Annotated in this window: 23 protein-coding genes; 6 read left to right on the forward strand and 17 right to left on the reverse strand. The window is 65.0% G+C overall.

Annotated features, from left to right (window positions below; genetic code table 11):
- Positions 1 to 131 precede the first annotated feature (131 nt).
- The 3 genes from ACXR2T_RS08840 to mca are packed head-to-tail and all read right to left on the reverse strand — an operon-like array spanning position 132 to position 3696.
- Positions 132 to 2417, reverse strand: coding sequence for a RecQ family ATP-dependent DNA helicase (locus tag ACXR2T_RS08840; RefSeq protein ID WP_458838914.1), 2286 nt, complete (start codon positions 2415 to 2417; stop codon positions 132 to 134).
- Positions 2418 to 2422: 5 nt separating this feature from the next.
- Positions 2423 to 2830 carry a hypothetical protein gene (locus ACXR2T_RS08845; RefSeq protein WP_458838915.1) on the reverse strand — a complete coding sequence of 136 codons (408 nt, stop codon included), beginning with the start codon at positions 2828 to 2830 and terminating at the stop codon, positions 2423 to 2425.
- Positions 2827 to 3696 (reverse strand): mycothiol conjugate amidase Mca, encoded by an 870-nt coding sequence (mca, locus tag ACXR2T_RS08850; protein WP_458838916.1) that lies wholly within the window; start codon positions 3694 to 3696, stop codon positions 2827 to 2829. The genes ACXR2T_RS08845 and mca overlap by 4 nt, the downstream gene beginning before the upstream one ends.
- Before the next feature lie 85 nt (positions 3697 to 3781).
- Between mca and ACXR2T_RS08855 the strand changes: the two genes are divergently transcribed.
- The 4 genes from ACXR2T_RS08855 to ACXR2T_RS08870 all read left to right on the forward strand — a co-directional run bounded on the left by ACXR2T_RS08855 (position 3782) and on the right by ACXR2T_RS08870 (position 6994).
- Positions 3782 to 4432, forward strand: a complete 651-nt coding sequence (locus ACXR2T_RS08855; RefSeq protein WP_458838917.1) for a DUF4307 domain-containing protein — start codon at positions 3782 to 3784, stop codon at positions 4430 to 4432.
- Positions 4433 to 4916: 484 nt separating this feature from the next.
- On the forward strand, positions 4917 to 5402 hold the full coding sequence (gene greA / locus ACXR2T_RS08860) for a transcription elongation factor GreA (protein WP_458814784.1): 486 nt from the start codon (positions 4917 to 4919) through the stop codon (positions 5400 to 5402).
- A 221-nt stretch (positions 5403 to 5623) separates the two neighbouring features.
- A complete protein-coding gene (locus ACXR2T_RS08865) occupies positions 5624 to 5839 on the forward strand; it encodes a helix-turn-helix domain-containing protein (protein WP_458814786.1) in 216 nt (71 codons plus the stop codon).
- Between the two features lie 105 nt (positions 5840 to 5944).
- Positions 5945 to 6994, forward strand: a complete 1050-nt coding sequence (locus ACXR2T_RS08870; RefSeq protein WP_458838942.1) for an NAD(P)H-quinone oxidoreductase — start codon at positions 5945 to 5947, stop codon at positions 6992 to 6994.
- Here ACXR2T_RS08870 and ACXR2T_RS08875 read toward each other — a convergent pair.
- From ACXR2T_RS08875 to ACXR2T_RS08935, 13 genes are all read right to left on the reverse strand, one after another.
- Positions 6984 to 7793, reverse strand: coding sequence for a sulfite exporter TauE/SafE family protein (locus tag ACXR2T_RS08875; RefSeq protein WP_458814947.1), 810 nt, complete (start codon positions 7791 to 7793; stop codon positions 6984 to 6986). The two genes, ACXR2T_RS08870 and ACXR2T_RS08875, sit on opposite strands and share 11 nt — an antisense overlap.
- Positions 7794 to 7810: 17 nt before the next feature.
- A complete protein-coding gene (locus ACXR2T_RS08880) occupies positions 7811 to 8722 on the reverse strand; it encodes an amino acid ABC transporter permease (RefSeq protein ID WP_458838918.1) in 912 nt (303 codons plus the stop codon).
- Positions 8719 to 9375 (reverse strand): amino acid ABC transporter permease, encoded by a 657-nt coding sequence (locus ACXR2T_RS08885; protein WP_458814790.1) that lies wholly within the window; start codon positions 9373 to 9375, stop codon positions 8719 to 8721. Before ACXR2T_RS08885 ends, ACXR2T_RS08880 begins: the two co-directional genes overlap by 4 nt.
- A gap of 100 nt (positions 9376 to 9475) precedes the next feature.
- Positions 9476 to 10372 (reverse strand): glutamate ABC transporter substrate-binding protein, encoded by an 897-nt coding sequence (locus tag ACXR2T_RS08890; RefSeq protein ID WP_458814792.1) that lies wholly within the window; start codon positions 10370 to 10372, stop codon positions 9476 to 9478.
- A gap of 82 nt (positions 10373 to 10454) precedes the next feature.
- Positions 10455 to 11201: an amino acid ABC transporter ATP-binding protein gene (locus ACXR2T_RS08895; RefSeq protein ID WP_458814794.1), complete on the reverse strand. Its 747-nt coding sequence runs from the start codon at positions 11199 to 11201 to the stop codon at positions 10455 to 10457.
- Positions 11202 to 11486: 285 nt separating this feature from the next.
- Complete coding sequence (locus ACXR2T_RS08900) at positions 11487 to 11921, reverse strand: hypothetical protein (RefSeq protein ID WP_458838919.1); 435 nt, start codon at positions 11919 to 11921, stop codon at positions 11487 to 11489.
- Positions 11921 to 12367, reverse strand: coding sequence for a helix-turn-helix transcriptional regulator (locus ACXR2T_RS08905; protein ID WP_458838920.1), 447 nt, complete (start codon positions 12365 to 12367; stop codon positions 11921 to 11923). The genes ACXR2T_RS08900 and ACXR2T_RS08905 overlap by 1 nt, the downstream gene beginning before the upstream one ends.
- A gap of 47 nt (positions 12368 to 12414) precedes the next feature.
- Positions 12415 to 12852, reverse strand: coding sequence for a hypothetical protein (locus ACXR2T_RS08910; RefSeq protein WP_458838921.1), 438 nt, complete (start codon positions 12850 to 12852; stop codon positions 12415 to 12417).
- Between the two features lie 27 nt (positions 12853 to 12879).
- A complete protein-coding gene (locus ACXR2T_RS08915; protein ID WP_458838922.1) occupies positions 12880 to 13902 on the reverse strand; it encodes a TAXI family TRAP transporter solute-binding subunit in 1023 nt (340 codons plus the stop codon).
- Positions 13899 to 15449 (reverse strand): sensor histidine kinase, encoded by a 1551-nt coding sequence (locus ACXR2T_RS08920; RefSeq protein WP_458838923.1) that lies wholly within the window; start codon positions 15447 to 15449, stop codon positions 13899 to 13901. Before ACXR2T_RS08920 ends, ACXR2T_RS08915 begins: the two co-directional genes overlap by 4 nt.
- A gap of 2 nt (positions 15450 to 15451) precedes the next feature.
- Positions 15452 to 16123 carry a response regulator transcription factor gene (locus ACXR2T_RS08925; RefSeq protein ID WP_458814804.1) on the reverse strand — a complete coding sequence of 224 codons (672 nt, stop codon included), beginning with the start codon at positions 16121 to 16123 and terminating at the stop codon, positions 15452 to 15454.
- Between the two features lie 413 nt (positions 16124 to 16536).
- Positions 16537 to 17073: a HipA N-terminal domain-containing protein gene (locus ACXR2T_RS08930; RefSeq protein ID WP_458838926.1), complete on the reverse strand. Its 537-nt coding sequence runs from the start codon at positions 17071 to 17073 to the stop codon at positions 16537 to 16539.
- Entirely contained in the window at positions 17066 to 17317 is a 252-nt protein-coding gene (locus ACXR2T_RS08935) for a helix-turn-helix domain-containing protein (RefSeq protein WP_458838927.1), read from the reverse strand. The genes ACXR2T_RS08930 and ACXR2T_RS08935 overlap by 8 nt, the downstream gene beginning before the upstream one ends.
- A gap of 282 nt (positions 17318 to 17599) precedes the next feature.
- Between ACXR2T_RS08935 and ACXR2T_RS08940 the strand changes: the two genes are divergently transcribed.
- Both ACXR2T_RS08940 and ACXR2T_RS08945 read left to right on the forward strand, forming a co-directional pair.
- Positions 17600 to 18124 carry a TspO/MBR family protein gene (locus ACXR2T_RS08940; protein WP_458838928.1) on the forward strand — a complete coding sequence of 175 codons (525 nt, stop codon included), beginning with the start codon at positions 17600 to 17602 and terminating at the stop codon, positions 18122 to 18124.
- Positions 18125 to 18141: 17 nt separating this feature from the next.
- A complete protein-coding gene (locus tag ACXR2T_RS08945; RefSeq protein WP_458814812.1) occupies positions 18142 to 18345 on the forward strand; it encodes a hypothetical protein in 204 nt (67 codons plus the stop codon).
- Positions 18346 to 18411: 66 nt separating this feature from the next.
- On the opposite strand, the gene ACXR2T_RS08950 is transcribed toward ACXR2T_RS08945, so the two are convergent.
- Positions 18412 to 19128: an APC family permease gene (locus ACXR2T_RS08950; protein WP_458838929.1), complete on the reverse strand. Its 717-nt coding sequence runs from the start codon at positions 19126 to 19128 to the stop codon at positions 18412 to 18414.
- Positions 19129 to 19170 lie beyond the last annotated feature (42 nt).

Here is a 19170-nt window from a genome sequence, read left to right on the forward strand (position 1 = left end):
TCGGGCACGGGCGCAGGCACGGGCACGGGCGCAGGCACGGGCACGGGCGCAGGCACGGGCACGGGCGCAGGCACGGGCGCAGGCACGGGCACGGGCGCAGGCACGGGCGCGGGCACGGGCGCAGGCACGGGCTACTCTGCGAGCAGCGCGAGCACGGCCGCGCCGTAGCGCTCGAGCTTGACCTGGCCGATACCCGAAATCGCGAGCAGCTGCTCGTCATTCGACGGCTGGTGCACCGCTAGAGCCGCGAGTGTCGCATCACCAAACACGACATACCCCGGAACCCCCTGCGTGCGCGCCTCGCCTGCCCGCCACGATCGCAACCGTTCAAACACCTCGAGCTGCGAAGGCGTCAGGTCGGCCGCGGCCGCCGACTGCTTGGATCCGGAGCTAGAGGAGCCCGACCCGCCAGCGCCTCGAGCCATACGCGAGCCGCGGCCGCCCCGGCCACCGCCAGCGCCGCCAGAACCGGCACGCGCAAGCACCTCCTCGCGCATGAACACCTGCTCCTCACCGCGCAGCACCGGCTTCGCGGCCTGCGTGGGCTCGAGCACGCCCCACTCGCCGCGGGCCTCGAGCAACTGGGCCGCGAGCATGTGCCGCACAACTCCGCGCCACTGCGCCACCGACCACTCCTTGCCGATGCCCCAGGTGGTGAGCTCGTCGAGCCGCATCTGGGTCGCGCGCTCCGACGCCACGCCGCGCAGCACATCGATGTGCTGGCCCGCCGCATACGTGCGCCCGCGCTCGCGCTGCGTGCGCAGCACGGTCGACAGCAGCATCTGCGCGGGCACGGTCGCGTCCCAGAGCTTGGGCGGGTTCAGGCAGACGTCGCAGTTGCCGCAAGCTCCGGATCTCTGGGCCGCGGCGCTGGGTGCTTCGGCGCTGGGTGCTTCGGCGCTGGCTGCTTCGGCGCTGGGTGCTTCGGCGGGCTCGTCGGCGCGGCTCGCCGGATCGGGCGCTGGCGCGGCAGGCGCAGCAGCGCCCTCGGGATCAGCGCCCGCCGCAGCGACCCCCGCCGCAGCGACGCCCGCGGCAGCGGCCCCCGCGGGATCCTGCCCGAAGTACCGCAACAAGAACGCGCGCCGGCACTCGACCGTCTCGCACAGCGCCAGCATCTGGTTGAGGTGCCTCGTCTGATTGAGCTTCGTGGCCTGGTCGCCGTCGCCCGACTCGATCATCTGGCGCTGCTGCACCACGTCTTGCAGGCCATACGCGAGCCACGCCTGCGACGGGAGCCCGTCACGGCCCGCGCGGCCAGTTTCTTGGTAGTATCCCTCGATCGATTTGGGCAGGTCGATGTGGGCGACAAACCGCACGTCGGGCTTATCGATGCCCATGCCAAACGCGATCGTCGCGACCACCACGACACCGTCTTCGCGCAAGAAGCGGGTCTGCGCTGCGAGCCGCTCGTGCGCGGGCAGCCCTGCGTGATACGCGACCGCGTCAACCCCGGCCGCGACGAGCGCCGCCGCCGTCTGCTCGACCCGCCTGCGGCTGAGCGCGTATACGATACCCGCATCACCCGCATGCTCATCGCGCACAAACTGGATCAGCTGCGCGCGAGCGTTCAGCTTGGAGTCAATGCGGTAGCGAATGTTGGGGCGATCAAAACTCGACACAAAATGCCGTGCATTGCCCAGGTGTAACCGCTCGGTGATCTCGCGGTGCGTCTCGGGGGTCGCGGTCGCGGTGAGAGCGATGCGCGGAACATCTGGCCAGCGCTCTGCGAGCGCCCCGAGCCGCAGGTAGTCGGGGCGAAAATCGTGGCCCCACTGCGACACGCAGTGCGCCTCGTCGATCGCAAACAGCGCTATGCGCCCGCGCGCGAGCAGCTCGACCGTGCCCGGCGACGACAGCCGCTCGGGTGCCAGATACAGCAGGTCGAGGTCGCCGTGCACGTACGCTTCTTCGACCGCGCGGCGCTCGTCGAGGCTCATCGCCGAGTTTAAGGCTGCTGCCCGCACGCCCACCATGCGCAGCGCGGCCACCTGGTCGTGCATGAGCGCCACGAGCGGTGACAGCACGATGCCGGTGCCGGCACGTACGAGCGACGGCACCTGGTAACACATCGATTTGCCGCCGCCCGTGGGCATCAACACGACGGCGTCGCCGCCCGCCGCGACGTGCCGCACGATCTCTTCTTGGTCGCCGCGAAACGCGTCGTACCCAAACACCTCGGCGAGCACTTCGCGCGGCTCGCGCCCCTCGTGCGGGCCGGGGCGCTGTGCACTGTGGGCCAGCGCGGGCTGGGCGGGTTGGGCTGCTATTGCTCCGGATCCACCCGCATACGGGTCACTCCCGGCCCACGGATCGTCACCGTACGGGTCGCCACCCGCATACGGGTCGCCACCCGCATACGGGTCGCCCCCGGCCCACGGATCGTCGCCATACGGGTCACCCACCGCGCCGGTCACGTGCGCTACTTCTGTGCCGAGCTATCGGCTGAGTCGTCTGCGTCGCCGCGATCCGGAGCAGCGTCTGAAGCCACAGCGCCCGAAGCCTCAGAACCGGCAGTCCCAGCATCGGCGACCTCAGCACCGTCAGACCCGGCAGCCTCAGCCTGCTCAGCGAGCTCGGCCTCGATCTGCTCGCGCACATCTTGGCGGTAGGCGTTCGTGCGCAGCGTGCGCACGAGCAAGAAGCCGAGGCCGATGACGGCGAGCGCGAGCAGACCCGTCATCAGAAAGCCCTCGATGCCGGGCGACACCTTGTCGGGGTTGAACTCGGTTGTTGCGCCGTCGGCGGCGCCGGACGCCCCGCTCGCTCCCCCGGTGGTTCCCTCGGCAAAACGCACCGCGAGATCTACAGCACTGGTCCACACGTTCACGCGTGTGCCTCCTCAATTCCCTGAAACAGATCGGCCTCAAACTCGCTCGTCGCAACGCGCGACGCGGCGAGTCGGTAGTCCTCAAACGGCCACGCCTCACGCTGGAGGTCGATGGGCCAGAAGAAGAACGTGCTGTCGGGCGCGACTTGGCTCTCGTGCGCCTTCAGCGCTTCATCGCGCTTCTCAAAGAATCTGCCGACGTTGACCTGGGCGGTGCCGCGGTAGGGGCGACGCGACATCCACTCGCGCAACTCTTCAAACTGGCCGATGAGCGGCGAATTCGCGTCGTTGTCGAGCAGCCACTGGTAGACCGTGTTGACGCGTTTCGCGTTGAAGATCTCTTCGTAGTACATCTTCGACATCTGCCAGGGCGCGCCCGCCTCGGGGTACGCCTCGGGGTCGCCCGCGGTCTGCCACGCGATCTTGCTGATGTCGTGGCAGCGAATGTGATCGGGGTGCGGGTAGCCGCCCTGCTCGTTGTACGTGATCATGACGTGCGGTTTGAACTCGCGCACAATGCGCACGAGCGCTTCTGCCGACACCTCGGCGGGGATATCTGCGAACGATCCCTTCGGCACCGCCACGCCCTCGGGCGGCAGACCTGAGTCTTGATACCCCAGCCAGCGGTGCTCAAACCCGATGATCTCGCGTGCGCGATCCATCTCGTCCCGGCGCAGGCCCGACAGGTCGCGGCGGCTCTTGGGGTTGCGTGCGACGAGCTCGTTGAGCACGTCGCCGCGCTCACCACCCGTGCAGCTGACGATCATCACCTCGAAACCCTCGTCGAGATAGTGCGCGTAGGTCGCAGCGCCCTTGCTGGATTCGTCGTCGGGGTGTGCGTGTACAGCGATCAACCTCAGCGCCATGCGAGTCCTCTCACAATTACTTCCCGGTCCTTCCAGCTACGCTGGCCTAAGCGAACAGTTTACCCAGCACAGATCGGAGCCTCCCGTGTCACCGGCAGATCCCGCACACATTGGCTCGGCGACCCAGGCTCCCCGCGGGGCTGCAGGCGAGGCCGCGACGCCCTCTGAATCTGGCGCGGGTCTTAGCGCGGGTGCTGGCGTCGGCACTGGCGCGGGTGCTGACGTCGGTGCTGGCGCGGGTCTGGGCGCGGGTGCTGGCGTCGGTACTGGCGCGGGTCCCGTCGATGATCCGGATCTCGCCCCTGCCCCGACCGTTGCGCCCGTGGACCGCGCGACCCAGCAGGTGCTCGAGAACCGCTACGGTTCAAGCAAGCGCCGCAGCTTCGACCGCCGGTTCGCGTACGGTATCGCGGGGGCACTCGTCGTCGCGGGTCTCGGTTTCTTGTTCTTTAGCGGGTGGCAGACGGCGAACCAGGTGTCATGGCAAGACATCGGGTACACCAACGTTTCTGATCGTGAACTCGATGTAAAGTTTGAGATCACCGCCCCCGTCGACACTCCGGTCGCGTGTGCGGTCGAGGCGATCAGCTCGTCGAAGGGCACCGTCGGCTGGAACATCGTTGAGGTGCCGCCGAGCAAGGAGCTCACGCACACCATCACCACACGGCTTGTCATCGCGAACGAGGCGGTCGCTGCGACCGCGCGCGAGTGCTGGGTCGTCACCTACGCGGGCTAACCCGCAGCGGCGCTCGCGCCGGCACGTACCCGGCGGCGCGGCGCAAGCGGCGCGGCGCAAGCGGCGCGGCGCAAGCGGCGCGGCGCAAGCGGCGGCGCGGCACAAGCGGCGCGGCGCAAGCGGCGCGGCGCACGAGTCGGTATCGAAATGACGAGCCGGTATCGAAATGACGTATTTATCGGGCCGACTCGTCGTTTCGATGCCGTTTCGTGCTGCCAGGCCCGGTGCCAACGCCAACGCCCAGCGCCAGCGCCAACGCCAGCGCCAGCGCCCAACGCCCAGCGCCAGCGCCAACGCCAGGCCCAGCGCCAGCGCGCCAACGCCCAGCGCCAGTACCAGCGCACCAGTTTCTAGGCAGCCACTCGGCCTACCCTGCTAATCTGTAAGGGCGCCCCGCATCGTCGGGGCGTATCTATTACCCAGCGCGCTCGCGCGCTCACCGTCGCGCACCCCCGCGCGCAGTTACGTGAATCGAGGATCGACCATGGCCGAGCCCACCAAGACCTGGCTCACTCAGGATGCCTACGACCGCCTCAAGGGCGAGCTCGATGAGCTCACCGGGGCTGGCCGCAAAGAAATCGCAGCGCGCATCGAGGCCGCTCGCGAAGAGGGCGACCTCAAGGAGAACGGCGGTTACCACGCCGCGAAAGACGAGCAGGGCAAGATGGAGGCCCGCATCCGCGACCTCGCTGAGCTACTCAAGCGCGCCGAGGTCGGCGAGGCCCCCGAGGCCGCCGGTATCGTCGAGATTGGCACCATCGTCACCGCAGAAGTGTGGGGCGACAAGGAGCGTTTTCTGCTCGGCAGCCGCGAGCTCGCCGACGGCTCGGACCTCGACGTGTACAGCGCCGAGAGCCCCCTGGGCGCTGCGATTCTCGGCCGCAAGATCGGCGACGAGCTCAGCTACCCCGCCCCCAACGGCAACCAGATCTCGGTGAAGATCCTCGCGGTCGACACCTACGCTGGCTAAGGTTCTAGGCCTACGCTCCGGATCTTTGGGCCCGGGCGCTGCTTTGTTGCAGCGCCCGGGCCCAAAGTGTTCTCGAGGCCTCAAACACGCCTGAATTGCACACTATTCTGCGCAAACTCTTGAGTGCGCAGAATAGTGTGCGCAAGATAGTGTGCACATGATCCTGCGCCGCGGGAGGGAGTCGCAAGTTCATTCATTCGTCAAGAACATTTGCCAGTTTTGTGCGCGCTCGACGAATCCAAAGCGGAATGACTCAAGCGGAGCTCGGGTCGCGCGCTGGCATGAGTCGCAGGTGGGTCCAAGAGCTCGAATCAGGCAAGCTCGTGCCTTCCCTAGAGGCAACGCTCAACGTCGCGGCAGTGTTTGGCTACGAACTACACTTCGAGCCGATGCAAAGCAGCCCGCTTCTAGACGCCCTGCTTGAGGACCTGTCCTGACCGTACAGACGCGGGCGCTAAGGCCCGTGTTTTACGATCGAGTGTACGAGCCGTTCTACTGAAAGGGAGCCTGCGCCCATGTCTGAGACCTCACTTCCAAGCGAGATGCGCGCCGTCGAGTTCGCGGGCGCAGGCGGCCCCGATGTGGTGCGCGTGGCCACAATGGCGACGCCTAAGCCCGGGCCGGGTGAGGTGCTCATACGGGTCGCGGCCGCGGGCCTCAACCGCGCCGATGCCGCACAGCGGCAGGGCGTCTACCCGCCGCCGCCCGGCGCGAGCGAAGTGCCCGGTCTCGAAGTCTCGGGCGTCATCGTCGCACACGGTGGCCCGAGCGCAAGCGCGGTCGCAAGCGAGAACACAAGCGCAGTCGCAAGCACCAGCACCAGCACCAGCACCAGCGCTCAACCCGTGTGGCCGGTGGGCACCGAGGTGTGCGCGCTGCTCGCCGGCGGAGGCTACGCCGAATACGCCGTCGCCCCCGTGTCGCAGCTACTTGAGGTGCCCGCGGGAACGTCGCTCGTGAACGCTGCAGCGCTGCCCGAAGTGGCGGCCACCGTCGTCTCAAACCTCAACCTCACCGCCACCGTCAAGGCCGGCGACTGGGTGCTCGTGCACGGCGGCTCGGGCGGCATCGGCACCTTCGCACTGCAGTACCTGGCCGCCTCGGGCGCACGCACCATCGCGACCGGATCGACCGACGAGAAGCTGGCGTGGGCGCGCGACCACGGCGCGCTTCACACGATCAACTACCGCACCGAATCGTTTGCCGAGCGCACACACGAGATCACGGGCGGCCACGGGGCCGACGTGATTCTCGACGTGGTGGGAGCGAAATACCTACCGCAGAACGTGCAGGCGCTCGCGACAGGCGGCCGGCTCGTCGTCATTGGTCTGGGCGGCGGCCGTGTCGGCGAACTCGACTTGGGTGCACTGCTCACCAAGCGGGCGGGCGTCTTTGCGACGTCGCTGCGGGCGCGCCCGCTCGCCGAGAAGGCTGAGATCATCGCACAGGTGCGCGAGCGGGTGTGGCCGCTCGTGGAGGCTGCAAAACTGCAGGTGCCCGTCGACCGCACGTTCACACTGGCCGAGGCCCGCGCGGCTCACACGTACTTCGACTCGGGCGAGCACCGCGGCAAGGTGCTTCTTACGATGTAGCGCGCTCGGCCCACATGTCGTAACCGAGTTTGACGACGAGCACGGCCACCACGAGCAGAAACAGTACGCGCACAAACTTGGCGCCCTTCGCGATCGCCATGCGCGCACCGATAAAGCTGCCCGCGATATTGGCGAGCGCCATCGCTAACCCGAGCGGCCACAGCACCGCGCCTAGCGGAATGAAGAACAAGAGCGCCCCCACGTTCGTCGCCAGGTTGACGATCTTGGCCTGCGCGCTCGACTGTAGAAAGTCGTAACCGAGCAGCCCCACGAGCGCGATCACCAAAAACACGCCGGTGCCAGGCCCGAGCACGCCGTCGTAAAACCCGATCGCAGCGCCCGCAGCAGACGCGATCATCGTGTGCTTCGACCCGCGGTGCTTGAGACGTGTGACGGCACCGAGCGCTGGCTTAAACAGCGTGATGAGCGCCACGGCGACCAGTGCGCACACGATGATCGGTTTGAACAGGTGGGCGGGCAGCGCCGAAGCGACAGAGGCGCCCGCAAAAGATCCGGCGAGAGCGATGACCGCCATGGGCCAGGTACGTCGCAGGCTCGGTTTCACCGCACGGTAGTAGGTGACGCTGCTCGTCGCGGTGCCAAACACCGAAGCGAGCTTATTGGTCGCAAGCGCCTGCACCGGGGTCACACCCGGGGCGAGCAGCAGCGCCGGGAGCTGCAGTAGGCCGCCGCCGCCCACGACCGCGTCGACCCAGCCCGCCGCGAAACCGGCCGCGATGAGCAACGCGATGACCGTCCAGTCTGCCTCGGCGGGCAGAAACTGGACGGTCTGGGCGATCACAGGCGCACTCGCATCTAGCGCTCCCCCTGCACCGCGATCACCTCGGTGACCGTGCCTTCGACGAGGCGCGGGTCACCCGGCTGCACCGGGACAGTGGTGGTGGGCGTGCCGCCCGTGGACTTGGGGCCGCGGTGTGTGCGCCCCTCGAGCCACTTCGCGATGCCCGACAGAATGAGGCACATCAGAATGTAGATGCCGCCGATGACGAACGCCGACGGCAAAAGCGGCCGCCCAAACTGCACGTTGCTGCTGAGCTGCTTCGCCAAATACAGCAGCTCGGGGTAGGTGATGATGAACCCGAGGGCGGTGTCTTTCATCGTGACGACGAGCTGGGCCACGATCACGGGCAGCATCGCCCGCACCGCCTGAGGGAGCAGGATCAGGGCCATCACGCCGCTCTTGCGCAGGCCGATCGAATAGCCGGCCTCTTTCTGGCCGCGCGGCAGCGACTCAATGCCGGCGCGCAGAGCCTCGGCGAGCACCGACCCGTTGTAGACCACGAGCGCGATGACGACCGCCCAGTAGGGGTCCATCTTCACGCCCACCGACGGTAGACCGTAGTAGAGCAGCATCATCATCACGAGCACCGGCACCGCGCGAAACAGCTCGGTGACCGCCATGAACGGCACGCGCACAAAGCGGTGGTCAGACAGCCGCCCGATCGCGAGCGCGAAACCGACGACGAGGCTCAGCACCGCTGCGAGCCCGAAGGCCGCGAGGGTTTTGCCGAGCGCTTGGAAAATCTGCACCCAAATCGTCGAGTAGGTAAAGATGCCCCACTTTTGTGCTGAGAACTGGCCCGACAGCGCGAACCGGTAGATGATGAAGCCCAAGAGCGCGGCGACCACGATCACGGTCACGACCGCGAGCACACGGTTGCGCGCAATCGCCTTCGGCCCGGGGACGTCGTACAGAACAGAAGTCATCGCACGATCCTCCACTTCTTCTCAAGGCGGTTTTGCACGAAGCTCAAGATGAACACGAGCACGACGAACACGAGCGCCACCCACAAGAGCACTTCCATCGGGTTACCGGGGCGGCCCGCCGCGTCGTTCACGGTGGCACGCAGCGCGGCGAGCTCTGACACTGAGAACCCTGCCGCAACGGTCGTGTTTTTGAGTAGCGCTATGAACACGCTCATCATGGGGGGCACGACCGAGCGAAACGCCTGTGGCAGCACCACGATGCCCATCACCTGCGTGAACGGCAGCCCGATCGCGCGGGCCGCTTCTGCCTGGCCCACCGGCACAGTGTTGATGCCCGCGCGCAGCACCTCTGCGACATAGGTCGCGGTGTAGATGCCGATCGCGAGGATTCCCAGCACGAGCGGGCTCATCTTGCCGAGCCCCAGCGCGGGGTACCCGAGTACGAAGAAGAAGAACACGAGCGTGAGCGGTGTGTTGCGAATGATGTTGACGTAGAGCGTGCCCACGGCCCGCGCGATGGGCACGGGTGAGACGCGCATTGCGCCCACCAGCACACCGAGCCCGAGCGCGAGCACGCCGCCCGCGAAGAACACGATCAACGTGTTCTTGATGGCGATACCCCAGAGGTCGAGGTTGCCGAAGATGACGTCCACCCGTCCTCCTCCTTACGCTTGTGTGGTCTTGAGACCTCGGCGGTCTTGAGACCGTGAGGTCAGTGTGCGGGGCGGGCAGCGCCCGCCCCGCAACTATGGGTTAGTACGCGTCAACCTCAGGCTGGGTCACCTTGATGCCCGAGTCGCCCAGGTTGTCGTCAAAGATCTGCTGCCAGGTCGCGTTGCCGTCGGTGAAGAGATCGTTGATGAACGCGCGCAGCACATCGTCACCCTTGGGCAGGCCCACGCCGTACAGCTCCTCGGTCATGAGCGGACCGCTGGTGACCATCAGGTTCTCGGGATCCTGTGCGGCGTAGCCGATGAGGATCGCCTGGTCGGTGGTGACCGCGTCAACCTGACCGTTCACGAGGTTCTCAACGCAAGCCGAGTACAGGTCGAACTCTTGCGTCTTGATGCCCGGGAAGTTCTCCTTGATGTTCTGAATCGGCGTTGAGCCGGTCGCCGAGCACACGGTCTTGCCCTCGAGCTCGTCGAGCGACTGGTAGTCGGTGTCGCCCTGGCGCACGAGCAGGCCCTGGCCGGTGATGAAGTAGGGGCCCGCGAAGTCGATGTCTTCCTTGCGCTTATCGTTGATCGAGTAGGTGCCAACGTAGTAGTCGACGTCACCGTTGACGATGGCCTGCTCACGGTTGGCCGACGCGATCGGCTTGAACTCGATCTTGCTCTCGTCAAAGCCCAGCGCACCCGCGATCCAGCGCGAGATGTCGACGTCGAAGCCGCTGCGTTCGCCGGTTACGTTGTCGAGGTAGCCGAGGCCAGGCTGGTCTTCCTTGACACCAATAACAACCTTGCCGCGCTCGACCATTTTGTCGAATGTGGGGCTGCCCTCAAGAGCGACGTCTTCGACGACCTCGGTCTCGGTGCCTGAGCCTTCGCTGCTACCCGAGTCGCCGGGGGTGCCGCTGTTGCAGCCCGTGAGCGTGAGCGCTGCCGCGGCGAGAAAGCCGACGGCGGCGAGAGTTTTCTTGAATCGCATGTTGCCATTCCTTTCGAGAGGTGAATCTGGGTGAAATGTAGCGAGTGCTCGGTGTGCGCGCGGCACGATCCGGCACGAATATTTAGTTGGTGATGAGCTTGGACAGGAAGTCTTTGGCGCGCGTCGTCTGCGGGTTCGTGAAGAACTCGTCGGGGGTGTTTTCCTCGACAATCTGGCCGTCGGCCATAAACACGACGCGGTCGGCAGCCTTGCGGGCGAAGCCCATCTCGTGGGTGACGACGATCATCGTCATGCCCTCCTTGGCGAGGCCGACCATCACGTCGAGCACCTCGTTGATCATCTCGGGGTCGAGCGCGCTTGTCGGCTCGTCGAACAGCATCACCTTGGGGTGCATGGCGAGCGACCGGGCGATCGCAACGCGCTGCTGCTGCCCGCCAGACAGCTGCGCCGGCAGCTTCGCGGCCTGCTTGTCGACGCCCACGCGCGTGAGCAGCGCCATCGCCTCACGCTCGGCGTCGGCCTTGCTGAGCCCGCGCACCTTGATCGGCCCGAGCGTGACGTTTTCGAGAATCGTGAGGTGTGCGAACAGGTTGAACGACTGAAACACCATGCCCACTTCGGCGCGCAGCTTGGCGAGAGCTTTGCCCTCGGCTGGCAGCTCGCGGCCATCAACGCGAATCGACCCGCTCGTAATCGTCTCGAGACGGTTAATCGAGCGGCACAGCGTTGACTTGCCCGAGCCCGACGGCCCGATGATGACTACGGCCTCGCCCCGGTCGATCGAAAGATTAATGTCGGTGAGGGCCTGAAATTCGCCGTAGTGCTTTTGCACGTTCTCAACGACGACAAGCGGTTCGCTCGTACCCATCTGATCTCCACCTTAAGAATCATGATCTGTCGCGTGGTGCGCGAAGATGCACTGCCGGTCTGCTTGTCTGCTAACTTGCGACGACTCTTGGGTGGCGGCAATGGTGGCACTGGCACAGCTAGAGCTTTGAGTGCGGTCGAGCGTTCACCGTTGAATCGATCAGACCCCACCGTAGGGAGGGTGCACCCCAGGCGTCACGCTCCTTGGGCGTATCTTGAGACTCGTCTTGAGCGAATCTTGAGGTTCGCGCGCTTCGTGTACTAAAAAACGGACAAAGGGCGCGAGCTACTCCACTTCAAAGCCCAGCTGCCCTCGTTCAGCTGTTGGCAACATGACAGGGACACCAAACACTCTCGCCGTGGCGCTCGCGAGTCCCTCACGTACGTATGGAAACATCGCCATGATTGCGACTTCGTTCGCAAAAAGCTCAACCTGTCGCTCAGTTGGAGTCTCCCCGTTGAGAATCCTGTAGGTAGCAGCGACAGTTACTGTCGCCTCACCAAACGCTAAGTGAAGCGACGCGTGGGCTCTGATACCAAAAGACTCTTGATCTGCGCGACGCTGAAAACTGAACTCTACGTCACCATTTTGATTCGCGTCACCAATCGAGGCCCCATCGTATCGTTGGGCAGAGATTTCATGAAATTCGATACCGTCAAGTGCCGAGTTGTTAATAAGGTCGCGCACCAGCGCCAGGTCAGCGTCTCCTAGTTCGCTCATCAGCGTGCCAACGCGAAGTCTGACCGACGAGTCTTGGCAGCCACCCATTGTTTCGGAACGGAATCCAAGGCATAGGTCGATTGCAAACCATTGGTGATCGGCATGACACTCGTCGAAGAGGTACCTTGCGCCCAAGGAGACCGCGACGCAGCCATCTGCACTGATTGCCCACGGTCCACCTCAACGACATGCTCTATGAGTGCACCGACCGCCGAAGCATACCGGCGAACGGTCGATAGTCTCGGGTCTGAGTCGTAGTGTTCAAACTTTGAAACGGCCTGTTGCGAAACCCCCATGCGATCCGCGATGTCTCCCTGAGTGAGCCGCGCATCACGGCGAATCTCAACCAGCTTTGCTTTCAGTTCGCGGTGCTCACGAGCAAGAACCTTGGCTCTGGGCCGCACCAGCGCAAGGTCGTCTGAGAGATCTGTTACTTGCCATGCCATACCGACAACCCTACCTTCACAACCTTAAGGTTGTGAAGCATGAGCACTCAATCTGCTCTCTCGCCGGTGAGCAAGTCGTACCTGCATGCAGCAAATCGAATCTCAACCTCTTGGCTTTTGCCATCCACCTTGATATGACGATGAACACGCAACAATACGTCTGGGAGAGAAGGCGGCTCGCCATGATAAAAACGAAGCTTTTTGCGCAGCGCAGTGCGGCGCAGCTCATACATTTCTGGATCTTTTACGATCGGTTTAATGGGCGTGCGCTGGTCGCCCGTATCTTCAAGTTCACCGTAAGCAGCAGCTTCAAACAAGTCGTCTTGTTCGCCTTCTTCGTGACGCCGCGCGAATGGCGATAACGAACTCAACCACTCCTCGTATTCCTGCGCAGCGGGCCTGTCACGGTCGACCCGGCTGATCCAACGCCGTTGAATTGATACCGGCTTGCAGCACCGTGAGTCCTTGCCCGACCTCGCGCTCATGACCCAAATACTAGCGAACAAACCCGGCTAGCGGCGGGCTGCCCGGTAGTACTCGGTCGCGCCCGAGTGCAGCGGCACCGGCTCGGTGAAAATCGCCTGCCTGCGGTCAAGAAAGGCCGCCGCACGCACGCGCGTCGCGATCGCACCGCGCTCCTCGAAGAGTACCCCCAGCAGGTTCCGGATCAGCTCCTTCGGAGCCGCTTCTTGGGCAATGAGGTAGTTGGGCACCGACATCGTCGCGGTCTCGTGCTCGATGCCATAGGTGCCCGCCGCGAAGTCGGCGCTGCGGTAGACGCCCGCGTGGCCTTCGTTCACCCGGTCAACGATGTCGGGCGGCACTTCGAGCAGCCTGATCGGCAGGTCGTTTGCCAACTGGACGATGCCGGGCGTGGGCAACCCGCCCACCCAAAAGAAGCCGTCGATGTCGCCCGCTTCGAGCGCTGTGAGTGACGCGTCAAGCCCGAGCGCAGGCCCCGCTACCTCACTCGGCTCCACGCCGGCCGCTTCGAGCAGACGCGTCGCGATCACGTGCACGCCAGAGTTTTCGGCGCCGAGCGACACGGTGTGGCCTCGCAGGTCTGCGAGCTCTCGCACGTCAGAGTCCTCAGGCACCACCACTTGCACGTGCTCGTCGTAGACACGGGCGAGCGCGGTGATCGGCAGTGGTTCGGTGAAGGCACCAATACCCGCGACGGCATCGGCGGCGGTGTCGCCCTGCGCGAACCCGATGAGCGCCTGCCCAGAGTTCACGAGCAGCAGGTTGTCGACCGAACCCTGGGTTTGTGCGACTTGAATGTCGAGGCCGAGTGATTCTCGGGCGGCCCCTGCCAGCTCGTCGCCGTAGTTGTAGTAGACCCCCGCGCGGCCGCCGCCCGCGATCACGTATGAAGAGCCACCCGCGCCGCTTGGTTTACTCGCACCGGCTGAACCGTCTGCACCGGCTGAACCGGCTGAACCGGCGCTGCACCCCGTGAGCCCGCCGGCCGCCAGGCCCGCGAGCCCGACAAGCACCCCGAGTGCTGCGGCGAGCGCCCTGCCCGCGCGCCTCACGATTGCTTCCTGACGCGCGGCTCCACAGAGGTCGCATCCGAGGTCGCCACCAATGACTCCGTGGGCGTCGCCACTCCCGCCAGGGGTAACCCAGCGGGCGGCGCCTCAGGCAGCTGCAGCGCCACCCGTAGCCCGCCTCCCTCGGGAGAGGTGACGAGCACCCCGCCCCCGAGTGCCCGCAGTAGATCGTGGGCGATGGCGAGGCCGAGGCCTGATCCGGAGATATTTTGATCGCGCGAGCTGCGCCAGAACCGGTCGGTCGCGTGACCGATTTCGTCCTCGGTGAGGCCTGGGCCCCGGTCGCGCACTGACAGCTCGTAGCCAGCGCCCGCGGCACCCGCGCCCGCGGCACCCGCGCCTGCGGCACCGGCACCGCCGACCCCCGGGGTGCTCACCGCGACCTCGATCGCGGTGCCGCGCGGTGCGAATTTGAGGGCGTTGTCGATGACGCCATCGAGCGCGCTCTCGACGGCGGTGCGGTCAGTGACGACGCGCCCCCAGGCGGCACCACCGGCACCACCGGCACCACCAGCACCACCAACACCCACCTGCACCGTGATCGCGACGCCGCGCTCGCGGGCGACAGACTGCCAGGCGGCGGCCCGGTCGCGTGCCAGCACCGCGAGGTCTACGGGCGCAAGGGCCTCGTCGCGGCGTTGGGTGCGTGCCATGGTGAGCAGCGTATCGAGAATGCGTGCCATGCGCTGCCCTTCTTCCCGGGTCTTTTCGACGTCGTCGTCCCAGGTTTCGTCGAGCCCCGTCGCGAGGTATTCGACGCGCAAGAGCAGCGCGCCGAGCGGGTTTCGTAGCTCGTGTGACGCGTTGAGCGCGAACTCCTGCTGCCGCGCGATCACACGTTCGATCTCGTCGGCCATGCTGTTGAACATGCGAATCATGCGCTGCATTTCGGGGGGACCAGTGTCGTCGTCGATGCGGGCGCCCATTTCGCCCTGCTCGATCGCGGCCATCGCGCTGTCGACGCGCAGCATCGGCTGCAGCACCCAGCGCACGAGCCGCAAGATCACGAACAAGCACAAGATAATGAGCACGAGGCTCGCGGCGGCGAGCAGCAGCCACTGGTTAATCACGGCGGTGCGGGGGCCGTCAACCGGCGTCGAGATCACGACCGCCCCAATCACCCTGCCGTCTGAGAACACCGGCTCGACAACCGTCGCGGGCCCTAGCGCCCACGGCAGCACCGGCTGCACCGGCTCGCTGCGGCGCCCCGACAGGGCGAGATCGACCTGGTCGCTCACCTCGCTGGGCAAAGGCCCACGCGCCACAAACTCTGTTCCCGAGCGGTGATAGACCGCGACGCTTGCCCCGTACAGTTCGCTGTAGCGGGCCAGCTCGCCCGCGAGGCTCGCGGTGCTGTCGCTCTTGAGCGCCTGGCGCGCACTCACGAGAAAGTAGCTCAGGTCATCGACCTGCTGGCTCGTGAACTCCTGCGCGATGCTGCGCGCCGAGGTCCAGGCGAACGCCCCACCGAGCACCAGCAACAGGGCGACGAGCGGCGCCAAGAAGAGGGTGATGAGCCGGCCCCTCACCGTCACACCCCGGTCAGGCGGTAGCCCACGCCGCGTACGGTCGCAATGAGCCAATCGCGCTGAGTTTTGCGCCGGATCGATGCCACATGCACTTCGAGGGAGCGGTTGAACCCGGTCCAGTCGGTGCCCCACACCTCGCGAATGATGCGGTCGCGCGGCATCACCACGCCGGGGTACCTTGCGAGGATCGCGAGCACATCGAACTCTTTGGGGGTGAGCTCGACGGGGGCGCCGTCGATGAGCACGAGCCTGTTGGTGAAGTCGACGTGCATGCCCTCGAGGGTGAGGCTCGACTCTGGGCCGTCATGGGTGGGCATGGCGCGGCTGCGCCGCGTAACGGCTTCGAGCCGGGCCATGAGTTCGCGCACATCGTAGGGTTTCACGACGAAGTCGTCGGCGCCCGCGTGCAGACCCTTGATGCGTTCTTCGACCTGGCTGCGGGCGGTGGCGATGATGATGGGCACCCCCGAGACGCTGCGAATGCGGCGGCACACGTCGATGCCGTCGATGTCGGGTAAACCAAGATCGAGCAGCACTGCCTCGGTGTCGGCGCCGAGCAGCTCGAGCGCTTGCGCCCCGTTGGCGGCGCGTACGGTGGCGTAACCGGCGCGGCCGAGAAACGCGAGCAGCGCATCGGCCATACGGTCGTCGTCTTCGACCACCAGAATCTTCACGCGGGCTACTCCTTTGGGCATGCGACTAGTGCGCTCTCACCCTATCCCGTGTGCGCGGTGGTACATCTAGCCGAAGTAGGTCTTACGATCGATCCAGCCTCTCGCTTCTGAATATTCGGCTGTCGCGTCAACGAGCCGGTCGATAAACCGTTTGCTCCCGTTATCGTCGAGTCCCGGGAGACGACGTGCCTCGTCACCAGCCACCGCAAACGCTGCAGCCGTGTTTTTAAAAAATGATCCTGCTATTTCTCGAGCTTCGTCTTCACCGATCCCGAACGGTCTCGCTGCTCGCGCCAGCTGCTCAGCGCCAACCGATTGGATACGGTATTCCCCATCAATCGACATTGCGAGCTCGAGAGCGGCTCCATTTACTGAAGAGTAAGCTGCGTGGCTGCCCAAGTCGTACAGCGGCGCTAGCTGGACTTCTGCGCCGCTTCCTTTCTGTCGGGCATCACCGACAGCGCCTGGCACAGGTCTTCTTGGTGCAGTCTGTGCCATACGCCGCCCCGAAGCTCTCGGTCGTATCGCTGAGATACGAAGTTGCGAATGATGTCTGCGATCATCGCCGCAAACTCCGCGTCGCTATGCACGGTCACATCATTTTGCCGTGTAGCGGCATCTGTTCCCCGCATGCCAGACGGCAACAGCTGAATCGCGCCCGCCGCGTCAGCTCCAACGTGCTGCAGCAGGGCAACAGGGTTCTTCCAGTTCACCTGGTACTTCTGCCCGAGTGCTTTGAGGCGTCCTTCGCTATCTGGCAACAGGCCAGCAAGGAATGCGCTGGCGGCCTTATTGCCATGTCGAGAACGCTCGAGCGGCATGGAAAGTGACAGCGGTGTTCGTTCATATTGCTGATACTCAGGGTCGTAAGTGAAATTCACTGACCCGCCATCAGTCTGAACAACCGTTCCAATCAGCAGTCCGTCGAGGTAGGCGTCTAGCTCAATCATCGCCCACCGACCCAAACTCCATGTTCATGGAGACCCCCAGAACCTCGAGGGTGTCCATCACCCGAAAGAGTACCGCCGATGAGCCGTCGCGCTCGAACCGCGCCACCCATGCACGGCTTACGCCAGCGCGGTCTGCCAGCTGCTGTTGCGTCAGCCCCAGCTCTTCGCGCCGTTCTGCTACGAACGCCCCAATCCCCCGGGCCGAGTACATGCGGCGGCGCAACACCCCGTTTTCGTGTGTCATACATGAAACAATACGCGATGTGTCACGAATGACACAATAAAGAATGTGTCATGGATGCGACAAGCCCGGTCGGCTTGAGGTCTCGTCTCGCCCACCCATCACATGCGCGTCGTGACAAGAGCTCTGTTGTCACAAAGTTTGTGGTGCACCGCGGTTGTTTGGGCTTTGGCGCGGTCGTGATCTTGTGATTTCACAAATCTGGCGGGGACTGTGGTGCCAGCAGATTCACGGTTGCTAGCGTCGGCGACAACGGCCGTTCAACCCCTAGAAACTGGTACCCCTATGGCGCACCCCACTCCCCCTATTACCAGACAGATTGGTGTCGCCGCACTATTTCTCGTGGCGGTCACAGCGGTCGCGGCCCTCGGTTCCATCGCCACGATTCCGCACACTGACGGCTGGTACGCCTCTGTTAATAAGGTGCCCTGGAGCCCACCCAACGCGGTGTTTGGCCCAGCTTGGACCGCGCTGTACGCGCTGATCGCGATCGCCGGCTTTCTCATCTGGCGGGCGGGGTATGCGGCGGCCGGGCAGCCGAGCCGCGCTCAACACCAATTGCGACTTTTCGCGGTGCAGCTCGTGCTCAACGGATTGTGGACACCACTGTTTTTCGCCAGCTTTCCGCTCGTCGGCGCCATCGCCTGGTGGGCGGCGCTCGTCGTCATCGTGGCACTCATCGTCGTCGTCATTCGACTCATCGCGATCACCATGCCAATCTCACGCCCTGCGGCTTGGATGTTCGTGCCATACCTGCTGTGGCTGATCTTCGCCGCCTCGCTGAACGCTGGCATCATCGTCCTCAACTAATACAGAAAGTGGATCACATGAACGACACCAAACACCCCAGCAATGACAACAAAGACAACAAAGACAGCTCCGTCGCACAGGAGGACACCGTCGATGAGCCGGTGATGGACGGCGCGACCGACACGTTCAACGGCGACGAAGACCCGCGCAAGGGCATGTCGGACCCTGCGCTGATTCGCCACCCCGAAGAAGGCAATAGGACGGTCAACCCGTTCGAGTAGAGCCGAGTAGTGCGGCCGGGAACCGGCGCTCCCGGCCGCCGGCGCTCCCGGCCGCCAGCGGGCTCCCTACTCGTACATGCTGATGTTGATCGGGCCGGTGAGGTCGGGCGCTGGCGCCCTGAAACCGCGCGTCTTCATCAGCAAGTAGGCGACGCCCACCGCGAGCCAGCTGAACCCGATGATCATCGACACGGTGTCGAGGCTCGCCCACAGCCACACGTTGATCACGACGCCGATCGCGGGCACCACCACAAATCCGAGCCAGGCCCCCGCCCCGCGCCGCTTCAAGAACCTGAAGAACACGAAGATCACCGACAGGTTCACAAACGTGAACGCGATGAACGCACCAAAGTTGATCATCGAGGCGGCCTGGTCCAGGTCGACGAAGAGCCCGGTGAGGGCGATCAACGCGACGATCAACACGTTCGCGACGGGCACGCCCGTGCGCGGGTTGATCCGGCTGAAAAGCTGCCTGGGCAGTGCGCCATCGCGGCCCATCGCATAGAGCAGCCGGGCCGCGCTCATTTGTTGCGTGATGCCGCAGCCGAGCACGGCCATCATGTAGCCGCCTACGAAGATTGCTTGGAACGCAGCGCCGCCGATGTACTTCGCCATTTCGGGCGACGCTCCAACAATGTCGCCGAGCAGGCTGACGTCGGGAAACAAGGTCTGCATCACGTAGGTGACGGTGATGAAGAAGGCGCCGGCGACCGAGATGATGATGAAGATGGCGCGGGGAATGTCGCGCTCGGGCCGTTCGGCTTCTTCGGCGAGGGTCGACACCGCGTCGAAGCCGAGGAACGACAGGGCGAGGATCGCGGCGCC

Source organism: Leucobacter faecis (genome assembly GCF_054456635.2).